This is a genomic window from Polaribacter pacificus, assembly GCF_038024035.1.
Classification (GTDB): domain Bacteria; phylum Bacteroidota; class Bacteroidia; order Flavobacteriales; family Flavobacteriaceae; genus Polaribacter; species Polaribacter pacificus.
Map to the genome: position 1 here is coordinate 716,795 of NZ_CP150664.1, position 15,784 is coordinate 732,578.

A 15,784-nucleotide genomic window follows, 5' to 3' on the forward strand; every position below is an offset into this window, starting at 1 on the left:
ACAAACAAATTTGTTTACTGACGAAAATGCTTTTATTGAACAATTACAGAATGCTAAGACTAAAGAAAAAGCATTTAGAGAACTTGTAAAGTTATACAAGGAACGACTGTATTGGCATATTCGTAAAATTGTTGTTTCTCACGACGATGCTGATGATGTTTTGCAAAATACTTTTATTAAAATTTTTAGAGGAATTGATAATTTTAAACAAGAGAGTAAACTTTTTTCTTGGATGTATCGAATAGCCACTAATGAGGCTATATACTTTATCAATAAAAGAGCCAAAGAACGCAATTTAGACATTAGTGATTATCAAGAAAAACTAACCTCAAACCTAGATAGTGATCATTGGTTTTCTGGTGATGATGTTCAGGTATTGCTACAAAAAGCAATTGCAACATTACCACCCAAACAACAGTTGGTTTTTAATATGAAGTATTTTGAAGATTTAAAATATAAAGAGATTGCTGAAATTCTTGAATTAACTGAAGGAGCGTTAAAAGCTTCGTATTTTCACGCAGTAAAAAAAGTTGAAGCATATATAAAAAATACACTCAATTAAACCTTTTAAATTTATAATAGTCTAAGAATCGTAATGCCTAAAGAAAATAAAAATATGTTTAACAATACGGACAGAAAAACACCACAAAAGCAGCATGGTTTTTCAGTACCTACAAATTATTTTGATACTGTAGAAGATCAGTTATTTGCAAACTTAGCAACCAGTGAGTTTCCAAAAGAAACTGGACATCAGATACCAAATAATTATTTTAGCACTGTTGAAGAAACCATATTTTCACGCTTAGACCTCTCTAAAAAAGAAGTCAAAGTTATTTCATTACGCTCAAGAATCTTAAGCTACATTCCAACTGCTGCTGCTGCAAGTGTACTGTTGTTTTTCGGGTTAAATTACCTAACCTTGACCAATACGACCTCTTTTGAAAACATTTCATCAACCGAATTAGAAAACTGGATAGATGAAAGTTATTTAACACTCCACCCAGAAAGCTTTAATGCCCAATTTGTGGATGCTGATTTTACAGAAACTTTATTATTAGAAGATGAGCTAACGCTTACTGATGAAGAAATTTTTGAATATTTAAACACTATAGACAACTCAGTCCTATTAACAGAAATTGAATAATAATGCGTACAAAACACACCCTATTAGTACTCTTTACTTTAGCATTCAGCTTGAATTCATTTTCTCAAAATGATAATGAAAGTAGAGATAAAATAAAAGCACTTAAAGTTGCTTTTATTACAGAAGAATTAAATTTATCACAACAAGAAGCTATAAAATTTTGGCCTGTTTACAATAAGTTTGACAAAAAACGTCATGATCTTTATTATAACGAAAGAAGAAATCTAAAAAAAGAGATTGAACAGCTTGGAGGTATTGATAAGATTAATGAAAGAGAAGCAAAAACTATTACAGATAAAATGCTTGCTTTAGACAAAGCAGAATACGACACTCAGATTAATTACTTTAAAGAAATGAGGACCGTTATCTCTGATATTAAAATTATCAAACTACAAAATGCTGAACGCGATTTTAATAGAAAATTATTATCACGCTACAAGAAACAAAAGAAACCTACTTCACAGAGGTAAAAGAATAAAAAAAAAGGAACTACAATGTAGTTCCTTTTTTTTTACTTTATAATTGCTAAACAAGCATATAATTCTGGTTTATTAGATGTAAATTTTCGAACCCATATCTCAAGTTCTTTGATTTCATGAGGCAATAATCTTTTTACCGCTTTTTCAAGTTCTTTACAAAACAATTCAGAATTAAAACTTACTTTTTTTAGTACAGTCTTGGTGTACTCAAACATTGCTCTTGCCATTTTTAAAACTTAAATTATATAGTTAGTAACGTATAAAAACATCTGCTTAGTATTTACACTATAAATTTAAATAAAAAAAGCCCATCTTTTTTAAAGATGGGCTTTTTTATGATAATTTTCACAATTACAAATCGTTAATCTTTGCAACCAATTCGTTCGCTTTATTTTCTAACTCAAAACTAATCGCTTTGTAGTGAGCTTTTTTATTCTCAACTCCTTTTGCGTTTAATTGAGCGATTAAAGTATCGAATGTTTCGATAGCTTCATCAATAATTGCTTCTGTTTTTTTAGAATCGTTTTGAGGATTCAACATATCTGCAACATAACATTCTTCAATGATATCTCCTAAAGTATAGTTAATGTCTTTTTTTAAATTTTTAATGCTTGCCATATTCTTTTATTTTGGGTGCAAATTTACTATAAATTATTGATTTAAAACCTAATTAGTACAATTACATTTTTTCGTACATCGATCTTAACTTCTCTCTTGTAATGGTATCTTTCCAATTAGCTCCTAATGCATTTTCCCATAAAGGCACTAGACTTAATGACACATCGATCATAATATCAAAATCAGCATCGGTTAAATCTTTACACAATCCTTGAGGAATATCAATATTGTGCTTTTCTACCATTCGCTTAAATTCTGCAACTCCTTCTGGATAAAACTCTTCTAATTGATCAAAAACGATACAGTTTCCAATTCCGTGTTTGGTCCCTAACAGATAAGACAACCCATAACTCATCGCGTGAGCTACACCCACTTGAGAGTATGCGATACTCATTCCTCCATGCCATGAAGCCATCATTAGCTTATCTTGTGAATCTTCATCTCTTAGGTCTTTTTCTAAATAGACCTCTCTACATAAGTCTAAAGACTTCTCTCCGTAACTCTGGCTAAATGCATTCAAGAAAGTTCCTGTTAAAGATTCTATACAATGAATATAACAATCCATCCCAGTATAAAACCACTGGTTGGTTGGCACATCTTTGGTCAATTCTGGATCTAATACCACTTGATCAAAAGGTGTATAATCAGAATTCATTCCTAATTTACGCTCAGGCCCTGTTAAAACTGTAGTTCTTGAAACTTCAGCTCCGGTACCAGAAATTGTAGGAATCCCAACATGGTAAACACCTTGATTCTTTACCAAATCCCAACCTTGATAATCAGCAGAACTTCCTGGGTTGGTTAACATCAAAGCAATTGCTTTTGCATAATCCAACATGGTACCACCACCGATTCCGATAATTCCAGAAGGAATTTCATCAAATTCAGCTACTAAATCATCTCTATATTTATCTACATAGCTTGTTTTAGGCTCTTCTTCTGCACTGACATAGATTATTTTATCATTGTGATGCAGAGGGATTCTACTTATTAACCAATCGTTTCCTTTAAAAACATCATCTACAATAAATATAAATGGTGCTTTATCGCTATTGCGCTTTGGTGTTAAGATTTCATCTAATTGATTAAAACATCCTCTACCAAAAACGACGCGAGGAACCATTGGGAAATTTCTAAAACTCATTAGTTTACAATTTAATTACTATACAAAAATACATCAATCTAAAGAAAAGTGAGTATTTCTGTTAATTTTTTTACAGTTTTATATTGATCAGCCTGTTGCTCGTTCTCTGATACCTCTTCATGAGCCCAAGTGGTATGAAAAGGGATATGTATAGCAGCAGCTCCTATTTGAATCAAAGGCAGCACATCAGACTTTAAAGAGTTTCCAACCATCAATAACTCTGAAGCATCAATATCCTGATGCCTAACCAGGCTTTCATAATCAGACACCTGCTTATCACTCATTACTTCTATATGATGAAAGTACTTCAACAATCCAGACTTCTTTAACTTTCGCTCCTGATCTAACAAATCGCCTTTGGTTGCCACGATAAGTTTATACTTACCATGCAATGCCTTTAACACTTGCTCTACCCCTGGTAAAAGCTCTATGGGCTTTTCTAACATCTCTTTTCCTATTTCTAAAATCTGAGCAAGTTTTTGTTGACTGATTTTATAGTTTGACAACTCTAAAGCACTTTCTACCATAGAAAGCATAAAACCTTTTACACCATAGCCATAGATAGCTAGATTTTTTATTTCGGTTTTAAACAGTTCTTGATCAATCTTATTCTCTGTCTCGTAAGCTGCCAATAGTTTGGCAAATTGCTGCTCTGCCTCTCTAAAATAGGTTTCATTAACCCAAAGCGTATCATCGGCATCAAAAGCAATTACTTTTATATTTTTATACATACTTTAAAATTAAAAAACCTCATACAATTGTATGAGGTTTCTGGTTTTTAATTTTCTAAATATTTTTGAGCTTTGATTAAATCTTCTGGGGTATCTATTTCTATCCCCATAAAATCAGTTTCAACCATTTTAATTTTCTTCCCATACTCTAAGTACCGGATGCACTCAATTTTTTCTGTAGCTTCAAGGGCCCGCATTGGCAGGTGATAAAAATCTAAGATAGCTTGTTTTCTAAACGCATAGACACCTATATGCTCAAAATATCGAGCTCCTGCATTTTTATCACGTGGATATGGAATCGGAGATCTTGAAAAGTACAATGCAAAATTAGCTTCGTCTACGATGACTTTAACATAATTAGGATCTGTAATATCTTTCCAGTCTGTAATCTCTTGCATTAGTGAAGCCAAATCAATTTGATCAGCATCTTCTCCTTTAAAAACCTCTAAAACCTTTTCTAAGGGCTCTTTTTTTACAAAAGGCTCATCTCCCTGCACATTGACTACGATGTCTACATCAAGGTTCTCTACAGCTTCTGCAATCCTATCAGACCCACACTCATGCTCTTTGATACTCATAATGGCTTTACCACCAAATCTCTCTACTTCATTTTTAATGATTTTACTATCGGTCACCACATATACATCATCAAACAAAGCGGTCTTTACAGTGGCCTCATAGGTTCTAACAATCACGGGCTTTCCGCCTAGATCAGCCATTAGTTTTCCTGGGAATCGCGTTGCTCCATATCGAGCCGGGATCATTGCAATAATTTTCATTCCTGCTGTGTTTTATTTTTAATAATAAAATTCCTTACTTGTTAATCAAGCCCCAAAAGCTAAAGGAATAACTGTGCTTTACAATACTGATTTTATTGCAGCTACCATATTGGCCGCTCTTTCTTTAACTTGCTCTTCTGTCCACGATAATTTAATCAAACAAGAAATGTTTCTTGAAATTAAATCATCTGATTGTGGAAATTTAGCGTTGTTTAAATCTTGCATTCCATTGACAATTTGATCTGATAAAGGAAACAAAGAAACTTGATCTTTTAAATGATTCCATTTACGCACATAATGCCAATCGTTCTCATAATAATTCCAATAGGCATCTACACCGTGCTCTTTAAAAGCTTTAACCACTTTATCTGTCAATTCTTTTGTTTCCATAAAGAAAGATAAAAACCCTGCACTGTCTCCAGCTTCATCAGGAATTCTTCTAAAAGTGACTTCTGGGATTGTTCTTAGAGCATCCTTTAATACTTTTTTGTTTTTACGCTGAGTAGCAACAAAGCTATCCAATCTTCTAACTTGCGCCAGACCAACAGCAGCATTCAATTCAGAAATTCTAAAATTGTATCCTAAAAATGGATGTGATTCTGCTCCACGATCATTTCCTACATGATCGTGACCGTGATCTGTATAATGATCTGCGTTGACTGCTAAGTTTGGATCGTTTGTAATCATCGCTCCTCCTTCTCCACAGGTAATGGTCTTTACGTAATCAAAAGAAAAACAACCTGCATCACCTATGGTACCTAATTTTTTTCCTTTGTAAGAACCTCCAATTGCTTGACAGGCATCTTCTAACAAGATTAAATTGTGTTTGTCACAGATGGCTTTTAGAGCATCTAGATCTGCCATAGAACCGCACATATGAACTGGCATCACCACCTTTGTCTTTGGCGTAATAGCAGCTTCTACAGCTTTTGGATCTAAGGTTAAGGTATCATCAATCTCTACTAAAATAGGGGTTGCACCAGCAGCTAAAATAGATTCAAAACTTGCTACAAAAGTAAACGTAGGCATAATGACCTCATCTCCTGCTCCAACTCCCAAAACAGCCAAGGCTACATTTAAAGCAGTAGTACCACTACTTGTTAGTTGTGCATGGTTTACTCCCAAGTTATTTTGTAACTCTTGTTCTAGTTCTTTTGCTTTCCAATGTCCATTTCTGGCTCCATCGAATCCGTAACGCATCAATACACCGCTTTCTAAAACATCATTCACTTCTTTGCGTTCTGCGTCTCCAAATAATTCAAATCCTGGCATTCTTTTATGTTTTTAATGAAGTACCAAAGATAAAAAATTAATACTGGATATAGACAAGGAAAAACGGGCTGATTTACTAGCCGTAAACTTTAACAAAAGATTTTAATTAAAAAGGTTTTTATCAAGGATTTAATCGTTATTTTTGATAACAGATGAAAGAACTAAATTACATACTAAATTATACCGCACAATTGATTTCAAAGATCTTGTGTGATGTCTTTATGATTTGTCCTAAACAACAAATGCAGAAGCAGACCATTTATGTAGAAAAAAGTACCTTTAAAAATACTCGAAAGAAATAATTATTTATTTACTCATAAATTAAAAAGGTGCTTTTAACAAAAAGCACCTTTTTTTTATCTCAATTTTTAACCAAAATAATAACCTTATGAAAACAATGATCACAATGATTCAACAGATTTTTACTATGTCAATTCAAATTTCAAATTTGTTTTTACCAACAGCAGCAGAACCAGAACCAATACTCATCTTAACAAGTTAAAGCCATGTCTAAATTTTTACAACACCAACAAAACCCTCTTCATTTTATAGTTCATAAAAAGCAAGTAGACAAGAAGAAAATACTTCGATCTTCTATCTTACTTGACAAAGTCGATCTAGCCATCGACCAAACCATCTCTAATTATAAACATATGCTCATTGAGAACCCAAAGAGCATCGATTTTAACTTTTTAAAGCAGGCGTATTTAGACGATCAATTGATTGTTAAGAATCGCATCAAAAAATTAACAAAAACAGAGTTAGAGTTGGATATTGTTGTTTTAAAACAACAAAAAAACCACCACGATATTATTTGCAAGGCTTCTATAGGCTATGTCTTTAAAAAAGCTTCTTAAAGTTAAACTGAACAGCCCTAATAAATACGTTGGGGCTGTTTAGTTAGTTAAATAAACTTCTAACAATTCTGAAAATTCTTCTGGAATTAGACTTAAAGTCTTGATACAAGCGGGCACCAAAATGGTTTCCCCCATTTGTAAAGTTGCTTCACAATCCTGATACGCTAAACGCACTTTACCAGCTACACACATATAAATAACAAATGAATCTAAATCGCTATGATCTAGCTCTAACCTTTGACTGATTGGCAAAAAATTTGTTGTAAAATAAGGGCATGAAATAACCTTAGTGGCTGTGTTTTCTTCTTTAAGATAATCTGTTTTATAAGATTCTTGTGAGCTGTAATCAATAGCGTCTAGAGCAGCGTTTAAATGCAATTCTCTAGAGTTTCCCTCACTATCTTTACGATCCCAATCATAAATTCGATAGGTAATATCTGATGTTTGCTGAATCTCTGCCAACAATACTCCTGCCCCAATGGCATGGACTCTACCAGTAGGAATAAAATAAACATCTCCTTTAACGACCTTATCTATATTTAGTATTTCTGTTAAACGATGCTCTTCTAAATGTTTTAAATAACTAGAAGGACTTTCATCTTCTTTAAAACCAACAATAAGATTTGCATCAGCATCTGCCTGAACAACATACCACATTTCTGTTTTACCAAAAGATTGATGTCTTTCTTTGGCTAATAAGTCATTTGGATGCACTTGTATACTCAAAGCTTCTTTTGCATCTATAAACTTAATCAACAATGGGAACTGAGTACCAAAAGTAGCATAAACTGACTTCCCTAGGAGCTCTTCTTTATATAGTCCGATTAAATTATTTAAACTCTCACCTGCTAAAGCACCATTTTCTACAATAGAAACAGCATCTTCTACAGTAGAAATCTCCCAGCTTTCGCCTACATTTGAAGCGGTTAGCTTTTTACCGAGTTGGGTTTTCAATTTTTCACCCCCCCAAATTTTCTCTTTTAAGATAGGTGTAAATTTTAAAAACTGATTAATTTTCATAAAAATGATACGGGTATTTGATTTACAAAAATAAGGCAAATTTTTATTCTTAGCTTTCAAATAAATTTTAATTAACTTTGAGATGACAATCAACTTATAACCAAGCCTATAAAATTATTAAAAACAAAAAATTGTTTGTGATTTTATGCGCAAACTTTTTCTATGAAAAAACTTCTCACACTAGTATTCATATTCATCTTTTTTATTGGATATAGTCAAGATGCAAAACTCAAAGAGTACTCTCACACAGAATTTTTTAATTTAATCAAAGCAGAAAAAGATTCTGTCTTTAAACTACAAGATGCTTTTATTTATTACGCAGAAAACGACAGTGCATTTACCTATGAAATAATTGATGGAACATTTCAATTTAAATCAAACGATACTATTTTTATTGATAAAGTGATAGAACTGGAGAATGTTCATTTTGAACATAATAATAATGAATTGGGCTTCCCTATTGGACTACCCTTAATTGTTTTTAATAAAGATGTGATTATCACTGAAACCACCTCTATATTGTTTTTTAACTGTGTTTTTAAAGGTTTCTTAGATATTGACACTCAGGTTTTAGACAACAATCTGATAATTGAATTGGATAAAAAATACCTAGACTATGACGCTACTATTGGATTTTACAATACCACTTTTTACAATGATATAATTTTAAGTGTCGGAGATATAGATAACTATTCTCCTATCTCTTTTAAGATGTTTTACAACACATTTATATCTGATGAAATTAGAACCGAAAATGAAGTTTCAACAAGCAATATTAAAGAGATGCATTTTGATGAGAACCTTTTTATAGGAAACGGTTTCTTGAATCTCCATGTAGATACGTCAATGTTTTTGAGTGTTTATAGAAATGATTTTGGCGATTTTAGAGTCGATTTTGCAAAAGCTTCCTTAAACAATGCTCAAGTATATTTGGTTGAAGAAAATATTTTTAACAAAGAACTGTTATTGCGAATTGACGCGTTTAGTATTAGTCACACCTATCGCTGGAAACAATGGAAAAACAAAGTGGTCTCAAATGGTGGTTTTGACCTATACCTAAAGAGCTTAGTAGACAAAGACAACAGCTTGGATTATTACGACTTGTATTATACCGATTCTGTTTTTAACAACTATAAAAACAAATACAAATTTGAATACGAAAACTCGTATAAATTTGAAATGCAATTGCTAGGGCAATTTTATGATTTTTACAAAACCCAGCACGACTCTGATTATGCAAATCAGGTTTATGTAGAATTTAAGAATTTAGAGACCAAACGCTATGCTTATTTGTACGAGAAAGATCCAACTTTTAGTTCGTTTTTTACTTGGAAAATAAATCAGTTTTTAAAAGTATTCTCTGGTTATGGCACCAACCCTTCCTTATCGATCATCTTCTCTTTATATGTCATATTTATCTTTGCTCTTGTTTATATGTTATTCCCTAATAATTGGGAATCTGGCAAGAAAAACAAACTGATGAATCGTTTGCGCTTCTTTACCAAATACTTTAGACAAAACGAAGGAATTAGAGAGATTTACGAAGAAGAAAAACAATACGATGTCATGTCGTATACCGAGTTTAGAGATTATATGCACAGTAGTAAAAAGGAAGTACCTTGGTTTTTTCTTTGGCTGACAAAACCTATATATTATTTTTCATCATACAATTATAAAATGACGGGTAAAGTTTTACGCCATACTGATATTTTAAAAGGTCGTTGGGTTGATTTACCAAAAAGAAGAAAGCTAATAACCAGCTTTGTTATTGGTAGCTGGATGTTGGGTTTAATTTTTATTGACCTGATAATTAAGTTTTTAAACGCCCTAACCTTATCTATTAACACCTTTACCACACTTGGTTTTGGAGAAATACCAATCAAAGGAATCCCAAGGTATTTAGCAGTTGTACAAGGGTTTATAGGTTGGTTTATGTTAACCATTTTCTCTGTATCTTTAATTTCTCAACTTTTAAACTAAATTTAAATCAACCTTTTATGAAATCTAAGTTATTTTTACTTCTTGTTTTTGCTTTTAGCTTACTAAGCTGCGACAACAGCATTGACTGCAAAATTGAAACCACAGAAGGCACTATCATAGTAGCTTTATATCCTGATAAGGCACCTATTACAGTCGCTAACTTTTTAAGATATGTAGATGGAGGTTTATACACAGACTCTTCTTTTTTTAGAGTTACAACACCAGAAAATGAAGCTAAAAGGGAGGTGAAAATCGAGGTTATTCAAGGGGGAATCCAGGGAAATGATAAAAGCTTCCCTCCTATTAAAATCGAAACCACTCAAGAGACGGGAATATTACATGAAGACGGAACACTGTCAATGGCGAGAAGTGGCCCAAATACAGCAACCAATAATTTCTTTATTTGTATCAATCCGCAACCTGCTTTAGATTTTGCAGGCAAGAGAAATCCAGATGGATTTGGTTTTGCTGCTTTCGGAAAAGTGACCAAAGGAATGGATATCGTTCGTAAAATTCAATCTGGAGAAAATAGAAACCAACAGTTATTAAAACCTGTAATAATTAAATCTATTAAAAGAGTAAACTAAATTTACTCACCTGAATAGGTTACATAATTTCTCGGCGTTTCATACAAGGTAACAGCTACTGCTAATGAAGTTCTAATTTTTGCGCGTAACTTATTATAAATAACTACTGAAATATTTTCTACTGTTGGATTTAAGGACTTAAACTCTGGAACTTCTACATTTAAGTTTTTGTGATCAAAAGCATCTTCTATTTCTGTTTTGATCAACTCTCTTAAAATAGATAAATCCATGACAAAACCTGTAGTTGGATCTATCTCACCGGTTACAGAAACAATCAACTCATAGTTGTGTCCATGAAAATTTGGATTACTACATTTTCCAAAAACAGCTGCATTTTTCTCATCACTCCACTCTGGGTTAAAGAGTCTATGTGCAGCGTTAAAATGTGCTTTTCTGTGTGCAGTTACTATAGGCATGGTTCAGTTATGAGTTTTAAATTATCTAAAAATACGCCCATACACTATGAAATTCTTAAAAATCTTAAAAGATTTCTAGGTTGGGTCTTTTCGTGTTTCAACTAGGTTCTTTCAACAATTCGTTGATAATACTCGTTAAAAATAATCCTAAACCAAGCAGTATAAATTTCTGGTTTAGCTGTCATTTCTTCTTTTACAGCTGCTAAAGTCATCCATTTAAAATCAGCAACTTCTTCTGGATTAATCACAGGGTCTTCGTTGTGTTTCCCAACCATTACATGATCTAATTCATGTTCTGTTAAACCATTGTCAAAAGGAGCCTTATAAATAAACCAAAACACTTCTTCTAGGTCACAAGAAAAACCCATTTCTTCTTGCAATCTGCGTCTTCCAGCCTCTAAAGAACCTTCTCCGTCTCTTTGATGCGAACAACAGGTATTTGTCCATAAAAGTGGCGAGTGGTACTTATCAGCAGCTCTTTGTTGCAATAACAACTCTCCTTTATCATTAAAAGTGAATACCGAAAAGGCACGATGCAATAAGGCTTTTTCATGTGCCTCCATTTTTGGCATCAAACCAATCTGATTATCGAGTGTATCTACTAAAATAACTTGTTCTTCCGTCATGAGACAAATGTACTAATTTAAGCTTCAATTCCTAAAGCCTTTTCATTTAAAAAAATCAAATTAAAGCCAAAGTTTTAGAACAAACTAGATACTTGCAGTATCTTTATAGCATCAAATTTACAGACCTAAAACATGCAGTTCATAAAACTAAAACCAGTAATATCAATTTTAAGCTTTATGTTTCTTTTGATGGGATGCCAAGAGGAGCCTAAACATCAGCCTATTATCAAAACTGAAAAAATTCAAAAAAAAGAAATCAAAAAACCAGAAAGTATTCAAAAAAAATGGGACAGTTTAAACAGAAATAACGTTGCTGCTTTTTTTACTGAATACGGAAAACAAAACAAAGAAACGAATGTACTTATTAGCACAAAGTTTGGCGAGATTAAATTGCGTTTATATAATGACACACCTATACATAGAGCCAGTTTTATCTTTTTAAGTAAAATAAATTATTTTAATACAACAGTTTTTTACCGCATTGCTAAAGGCTTTGTTATTCAAGGAGGAAACTCTGATGAAAGTTATACCCAGGCGCAACGAAATAAATATGATAATTATTTAATGGAGCCAGAGTTTAGAAGCAATAGAAAGCACAAATACGGTGCTCTAGCTGCTGCAAGGGACTATGAGAACAATCCAAACAAACTATCTAGTCCTTTTGAATTTTACATCGTTCAAAGTAAAAAAGGAGCTCATCATTTAAACAATGAACACACCGTTTTTGGTGAAGTCGTTTCTGGTTTTTCTGCACTTGACAAAATTGCTCAAGTAGAAGTTGGTCCTGATGAATGGCCACTTATTGACATCGATATGAAAGTTGAAGTTTTAGATTGATAATTCTCTAGTTAAGCAGTATATTTGCAGCTCAAAATTTGTCAATGAGTTTTTTAAAAGAGATAGAACGTAGAAGAACATTTGGTATTATATCGCATCCTGATGCAGGTAAAACAACACTTACTGAAAAGTTACTTTTATTTGGAGGTGCAATTCAAGAAGCTGGTGCCGTTAAAAATAACAAAATAAAAAAAGGAGCTACTTCTGATTTTATGGAGATCGAACGTCAACGTGGAATCTCTGTTGCAACTTCTGTACTTGCTTTTATTTACAAAGACAAAAAAATAAACATATTAGACACCCCTGGACATAAAGATTTTGCTGAGGATACTTTTAGAACTCTTACTGCCGTTGACAGCGTTATTGTTGTTATTGATGTAGCAAAGGGTGTTGAAGAGCAAACAGAAAAATTGGTGGAGGTTTGTCGAATGAGAAATATCCCCATGTTGGTATTTATCAACAAATTGGATAGAGAAGGAAAAGACGCTTTTGATTTACTGGATGAAGTTGAGCAAAAACTTGGACTAAGAGTTACACCAATGAGCTTTCCTATTGGAATGGGTTATGACTTTAAAGGGATTTATAATATCTGGGGAAAGAAATTGAATCTTTTTTCTGGGGATGCTAAAACAACCATTTCTGATGGTGTTCAGTTTGATGATGTTTCTAACCCAGAGTTGGATAAAATAGTCGGTGAAAAAGCTGCAGACACCTTGCGTGAAGAGCTAGAACTGATTGATGAAGTATATCCTAAGTTTAATCATCAAGAATATTTAGAAGGAAAATTACAGCCTGTCTTTTTTGGATCTGCATTGAACAATTTTGGTGTCAAAGAACTATTAGATGCGTTTATAGAAATAGCCCCTACTCCACAGCCTAAAAAAGCAGAAGAACGCTTAGTAGACTCAAAAGAGAAAACAATGACTGGTTTTGTGTTTAAAATTCATGCCAACATGGATCCAAAACACAGAGATCGTCTTGCCTTTATAAAAATAGTTTCAGGCGTGTTTAGAAGAAATTCTCCGTATTTACACGTTAGAAACGGTAAAAAGGTAAAATTCTCAAGCCCAAACGCATTCTTTGCTGAGAAAAAAGAAATCGTTGATGAATCCTATCCTGGTGACATTGTTGGAATACACGATACAGGTAATTTTAAAATTGGTGATACCCTAACAGAAGGTGAAATTTTAAACTTTAAAGGGATTCCAAGTTTTTCTCCTGAGCATTTCCGTTATGTCAATAATGCAGACCCAATGAAAGCCAAACAATTGTACAAAGGATTGGATCAATTAATGGATGAAGGTGTCGCACAGTTGTTTACCCTAGACATGAATGGTAGAAAAGTAATCGGTACCGTTGGAGCTCTGCAATACGAGGTTATTCAATACCGATTAGAACATGAGTATGGCGCTAAATGTACCTATGAAAACCTTCAAGTTCACAAAGCTTGCTGGGTAGAAGCCGAAGACCCTAAAAATGAAGAGTTTAAAGAGTTTAAACGTGTAAAACAGCGATATTTGGCAAAAGACAAACAAGGAAAACTTGTGTTTTTAGCCGATTCTGCCTTTACCATTCAAATGACTCAAAGCAAATATCCTACTGTAAAATTACACTTTGTTAGTGAATACAAATAATTAAGAATGACAAATCGACAAGGAGAAAACCAAAACTTTATAGCTATAAAAACGCACCAATCTTTTTTTAAAAGACTGTTATTTACCTACAAATCAGTTGTTTTTACTCTTTGCTTATTTCTTTTCTCTTTTACATTATTTTCACAAAATAGCATCTCTAATTTAGAAGGAAACACTTTAAAAAGTACTGTTCGTTTAAATTATATACCTGTGAGCATGCCTACGGCTTTTGATCCTAATCTTAAACCGACTATGGGAACCTTTGGCTTGCAATACCTAATTTCTATTAATGATTGGCTGTATGGTGGCGTTGGTATGCATGCCGCTATTACTGGTGATCAAGGAGGTCTTTTTACCCTAGGTCTTACCATGGGAGCTCGTAAAAGAATTTATAAGAATTTATTTGTCGATGCCAATTTTCATTTTGGTGGTGGTGGTGGTTACCGTTATTTAATCAATGATGGGGCTTTTATCAACACAAATATGGGCTTGTCTTACCAACAAAAAAAATACAACATAGGAGTACAATACAGTTATGTAAATTTTTATACAGGACAAGTTAAGAGTAATAGTGTCTCAATTTTTGTAGAGATTCCAAGTGTTTTAAGGTTTACTAATTACAAGGAGTCACACAAAAAGTTTATCGCAACAGACTTTTCAAAAGATCACTTTTGGAAAAAACCAGCCGTAAAAAACGTTCAACAGGTTCGTTTTGATTTTTTCAAACCTTTTGGGAATTCGAGAAAGGATAATGCAAACAATCAGGAACCTCTAACAGAGACTTTATATGTCCTGGGTTTTGAATATCAAAAATTTATTAGCGATAACAGTTTTGTTTTTGTTCATACAGATGCCATATATAAAGGTCTAAGAGCTGGATTTATGGATTTGTTTTTTGGTGCAGGCTATTATCCTTATCAGACAAACACGTTAAAATTGTTTACAAAACTTGGTTTAGGTGCAGCTGGTGGTCGTGTGGCTCCAGAGGGTGGATTGATGATCTACCCAAGCGCTGGTTTGGATTATCAATTTACAAACCACCTTTCACTAAGCTCACACCTTGGTTATTATAGAGCTATTGCTGGAGATTTAGAGGCATATACCTTTGGATTTGGTGTTAAATATATAGCAGATAGCGGAGGAACAGATAATTTCAAGGAATTTAGAACTCAAGGGATGCGTATTGCGCTACAAAATCAGAGTTATTTTGATGTAGCTAAAACCGATAGTGATCCGGTACGATTAGAATTATTAGCTTTGCAAGCCAATTACGCTTTAAACAAAAGTTTTTATTTGATTGGAGAAGTTGGATTTGCATATGCAGGAAAATCAGGAGGTTATGCACAAGGACTGGTAGGATTAGGTGTTTATAGTCCTGCATTTTTAAAAAACAAATTAAGAGTACAGCTAGAAGGTTTAATTGGAGCTGCTGGAGGCGCAGGTGTCGATACTGGTGAAGGGATCATTTTAAAGCCAACACTAGGTTTAAGTTATGCGCTCAATGATGTCATATCTATTAACAGTTCAGCAGGTAAAATGATTGCCATGAGTGGAGCTGTTAATTCTACGACTGTTAACATTGGATTAAGCTTTGGCTTTGCCAGTTTAAGTTCAAAAAAATAAATTTAACTGAACCCGTTTCAGTACCCTATAATTACTA

General features: G+C 33.2%; 18 protein-coding genes. 9 read left to right on the top strand and 9 right to left on the bottom strand.

The window, feature by feature from the left end:
* Positions 1 to 10: 10 nt before the first annotated feature.
* Genes WHC90_RS03215 through WHC90_RS03225 form a run of 3 tightly spaced genes read left to right on the top strand, consistent with a single transcriptional unit; the run spans position 11 to position 1,614 of the window.
* On the top strand, positions 11 to 562 hold the full coding sequence (locus WHC90_RS03215; RefSeq protein ID WP_188599439.1) for an RNA polymerase sigma factor: 552 nt from the start codon (positions 11 to 13) through the stop codon (positions 560 to 562).
* Between the two features lie 54 nt (positions 563 to 616).
* Positions 617 to 1,144 (top strand): hypothetical protein, encoded by a 528-nt coding sequence (locus WHC90_RS03220; RefSeq protein WP_188599438.1) that lies wholly within the window; start codon positions 617 to 619, stop codon positions 1,142 to 1,144.
* Between the two features lie 2 nt (positions 1,145 to 1,146).
* A complete protein-coding gene (locus WHC90_RS03225; protein WP_188599437.1) occupies positions 1,147 to 1,614 on the top strand; it encodes a sensor of ECF-type sigma factor in 468 nt (155 codons plus the stop codon).
* 41 nt (positions 1,615 to 1,655) lie between these two features.
* Here WHC90_RS03225 and WHC90_RS03230 read toward each other — a convergent pair whose 3' ends face one another.
* From WHC90_RS03230 to WHC90_RS03255, 6 genes are all read right to left on the bottom strand, one after another.
* Positions 1,656 to 1,850, bottom strand: coding sequence for a hypothetical protein (locus tag WHC90_RS03230; RefSeq protein ID WP_188599436.1), 195 nt, complete (start codon positions 1,848 to 1,850; stop codon positions 1,656 to 1,658).
* 124 nt (positions 1,851 to 1,974) lie between these two features.
* Positions 1,975 to 2,241 (bottom strand): hypothetical protein, encoded by a 267-nt coding sequence (locus WHC90_RS03235; protein WP_188599435.1) that lies wholly within the window; start codon positions 2,239 to 2,241, stop codon positions 1,975 to 1,977.
* A gap of 61 nt (positions 2,242 to 2,302) precedes the next feature.
* A complete protein-coding gene (locus tag WHC90_RS03240; RefSeq protein ID WP_188599434.1) occupies positions 2,303 to 3,385 on the bottom strand; it encodes an iron-containing alcohol dehydrogenase family protein in 1,083 nt (360 codons plus the stop codon).
* Positions 3,386 to 3,423: 38 nt separating this feature from the next.
* Positions 3,424 to 4,116: an HAD family hydrolase gene (locus tag WHC90_RS03245; RefSeq protein ID WP_188599433.1), complete on the bottom strand. Its 693-nt coding sequence runs from the start codon at positions 4,114 to 4,116 to the stop codon at positions 3,424 to 3,426.
* A gap of 47 nt (positions 4,117 to 4,163) precedes the next feature.
* On the bottom strand, positions 4,164 to 4,895 hold the full coding sequence (gene kdsB / locus WHC90_RS03250; RefSeq protein WP_188599432.1) for a 3-deoxy-manno-octulosonate cytidylyltransferase: 732 nt from the start codon (positions 4,893 to 4,895) through the stop codon (positions 4,164 to 4,166).
* A gap of 78 nt (positions 4,896 to 4,973) precedes the next feature.
* Entirely contained in the window at positions 4,974 to 6,167 is a 1,194-nt protein-coding gene (locus WHC90_RS03255; protein WP_188599431.1) for a DegT/DnrJ/EryC1/StrS family aminotransferase, read from the bottom strand.
* Positions 6,168 to 6,673: 506 nt separating this feature from the next.
* Between WHC90_RS03255 and WHC90_RS03260 the strand changes: the two genes are divergently transcribed.
* Positions 6,674 to 7,024: a hypothetical protein gene (locus tag WHC90_RS03260; protein ID WP_188599430.1), complete on the top strand. Its 351-nt coding sequence runs from the start codon at positions 6,674 to 6,676 to the stop codon at positions 7,022 to 7,024.
* Positions 7,025 to 7,063: 39 nt separating this feature from the next.
* Here the strand turns inward: WHC90_RS03260 and WHC90_RS03265 are convergent, their stop codons facing one another.
* Positions 7,064 to 8,044, bottom strand: a complete 981-nt coding sequence (locus tag WHC90_RS03265; RefSeq protein ID WP_188599429.1) for a type I phosphomannose isomerase catalytic subunit — start codon at positions 8,042 to 8,044, stop codon at positions 7,064 to 7,066.
* A 162-nt stretch (positions 8,045 to 8,206) separates the two neighbouring features.
* Between WHC90_RS03265 and WHC90_RS03270 the strand changes: the two genes are divergently transcribed.
* Positions 8,207 to 10,024 (top strand): two pore domain potassium channel family protein, encoded by a 1,818-nt coding sequence (locus WHC90_RS03270; protein ID WP_188599428.1) that lies wholly within the window; start codon positions 8,207 to 8,209, stop codon positions 10,022 to 10,024.
* Between the two features lie 17 nt (positions 10,025 to 10,041).
* Complete coding sequence (locus tag WHC90_RS03275) at positions 10,042 to 10,611, top strand: peptidylprolyl isomerase (protein ID WP_188599427.1); 570 nt, start codon at positions 10,042 to 10,044, stop codon at positions 10,609 to 10,611.
* Positions 10,612 to 10,613: 2 nt separating this feature from the next.
* Here the strand turns inward: WHC90_RS03275 and WHC90_RS03280 are convergent, their stop codons facing one another.
* Positions 10,614 to 11,027, bottom strand: coding sequence for a 6-pyruvoyl trahydropterin synthase family protein (locus WHC90_RS03280; RefSeq protein WP_188599426.1), 414 nt, complete (start codon positions 11,025 to 11,027; stop codon positions 10,614 to 10,616).
* 101 nt (positions 11,028 to 11,128) lie between these two features.
* Entirely contained in the window at positions 11,129 to 11,653 is a 525-nt protein-coding gene (gene idi, locus WHC90_RS03285; RefSeq protein WP_188599425.1) for an isopentenyl-diphosphate Delta-isomerase, read from the bottom strand.
* Between the two features lie 132 nt (positions 11,654 to 11,785).
* Between idi and WHC90_RS03290 the strand changes: the two genes are divergently transcribed.
* From WHC90_RS03290 to WHC90_RS03300, 3 genes are read left to right on the top strand one after another with little or no spacing between them, the layout of a single operon-like run.
* The gene (locus WHC90_RS03290) at positions 11,786 to 12,490 is read left to right on the top strand and encodes a peptidylprolyl isomerase (protein ID WP_188599424.1); all 705 of its coding nucleotides are present in this window, start codon (positions 11,786 to 11,788) and stop codon (positions 12,488 to 12,490) included.
* 44 nt (positions 12,491 to 12,534) lie between these two features.
* A complete protein-coding gene (locus WHC90_RS03295) occupies positions 12,535 to 14,124 on the top strand; it encodes a peptide chain release factor 3 (RefSeq protein ID WP_188599423.1) in 1,590 nt (529 codons plus the stop codon).
* 6 nt (positions 14,125 to 14,130) lie between these two features.
* Positions 14,131 to 15,747 carry a hypothetical protein gene (locus tag WHC90_RS03300; RefSeq protein ID WP_229664947.1) on the top strand — a complete coding sequence of 539 codons (1,617 nt, stop codon included), beginning with the start codon at positions 14,131 to 14,133 and terminating at the stop codon, positions 15,745 to 15,747.
* The last annotated feature ends 37 nt before the right edge of the window (positions 15,748 to 15,784 follow it).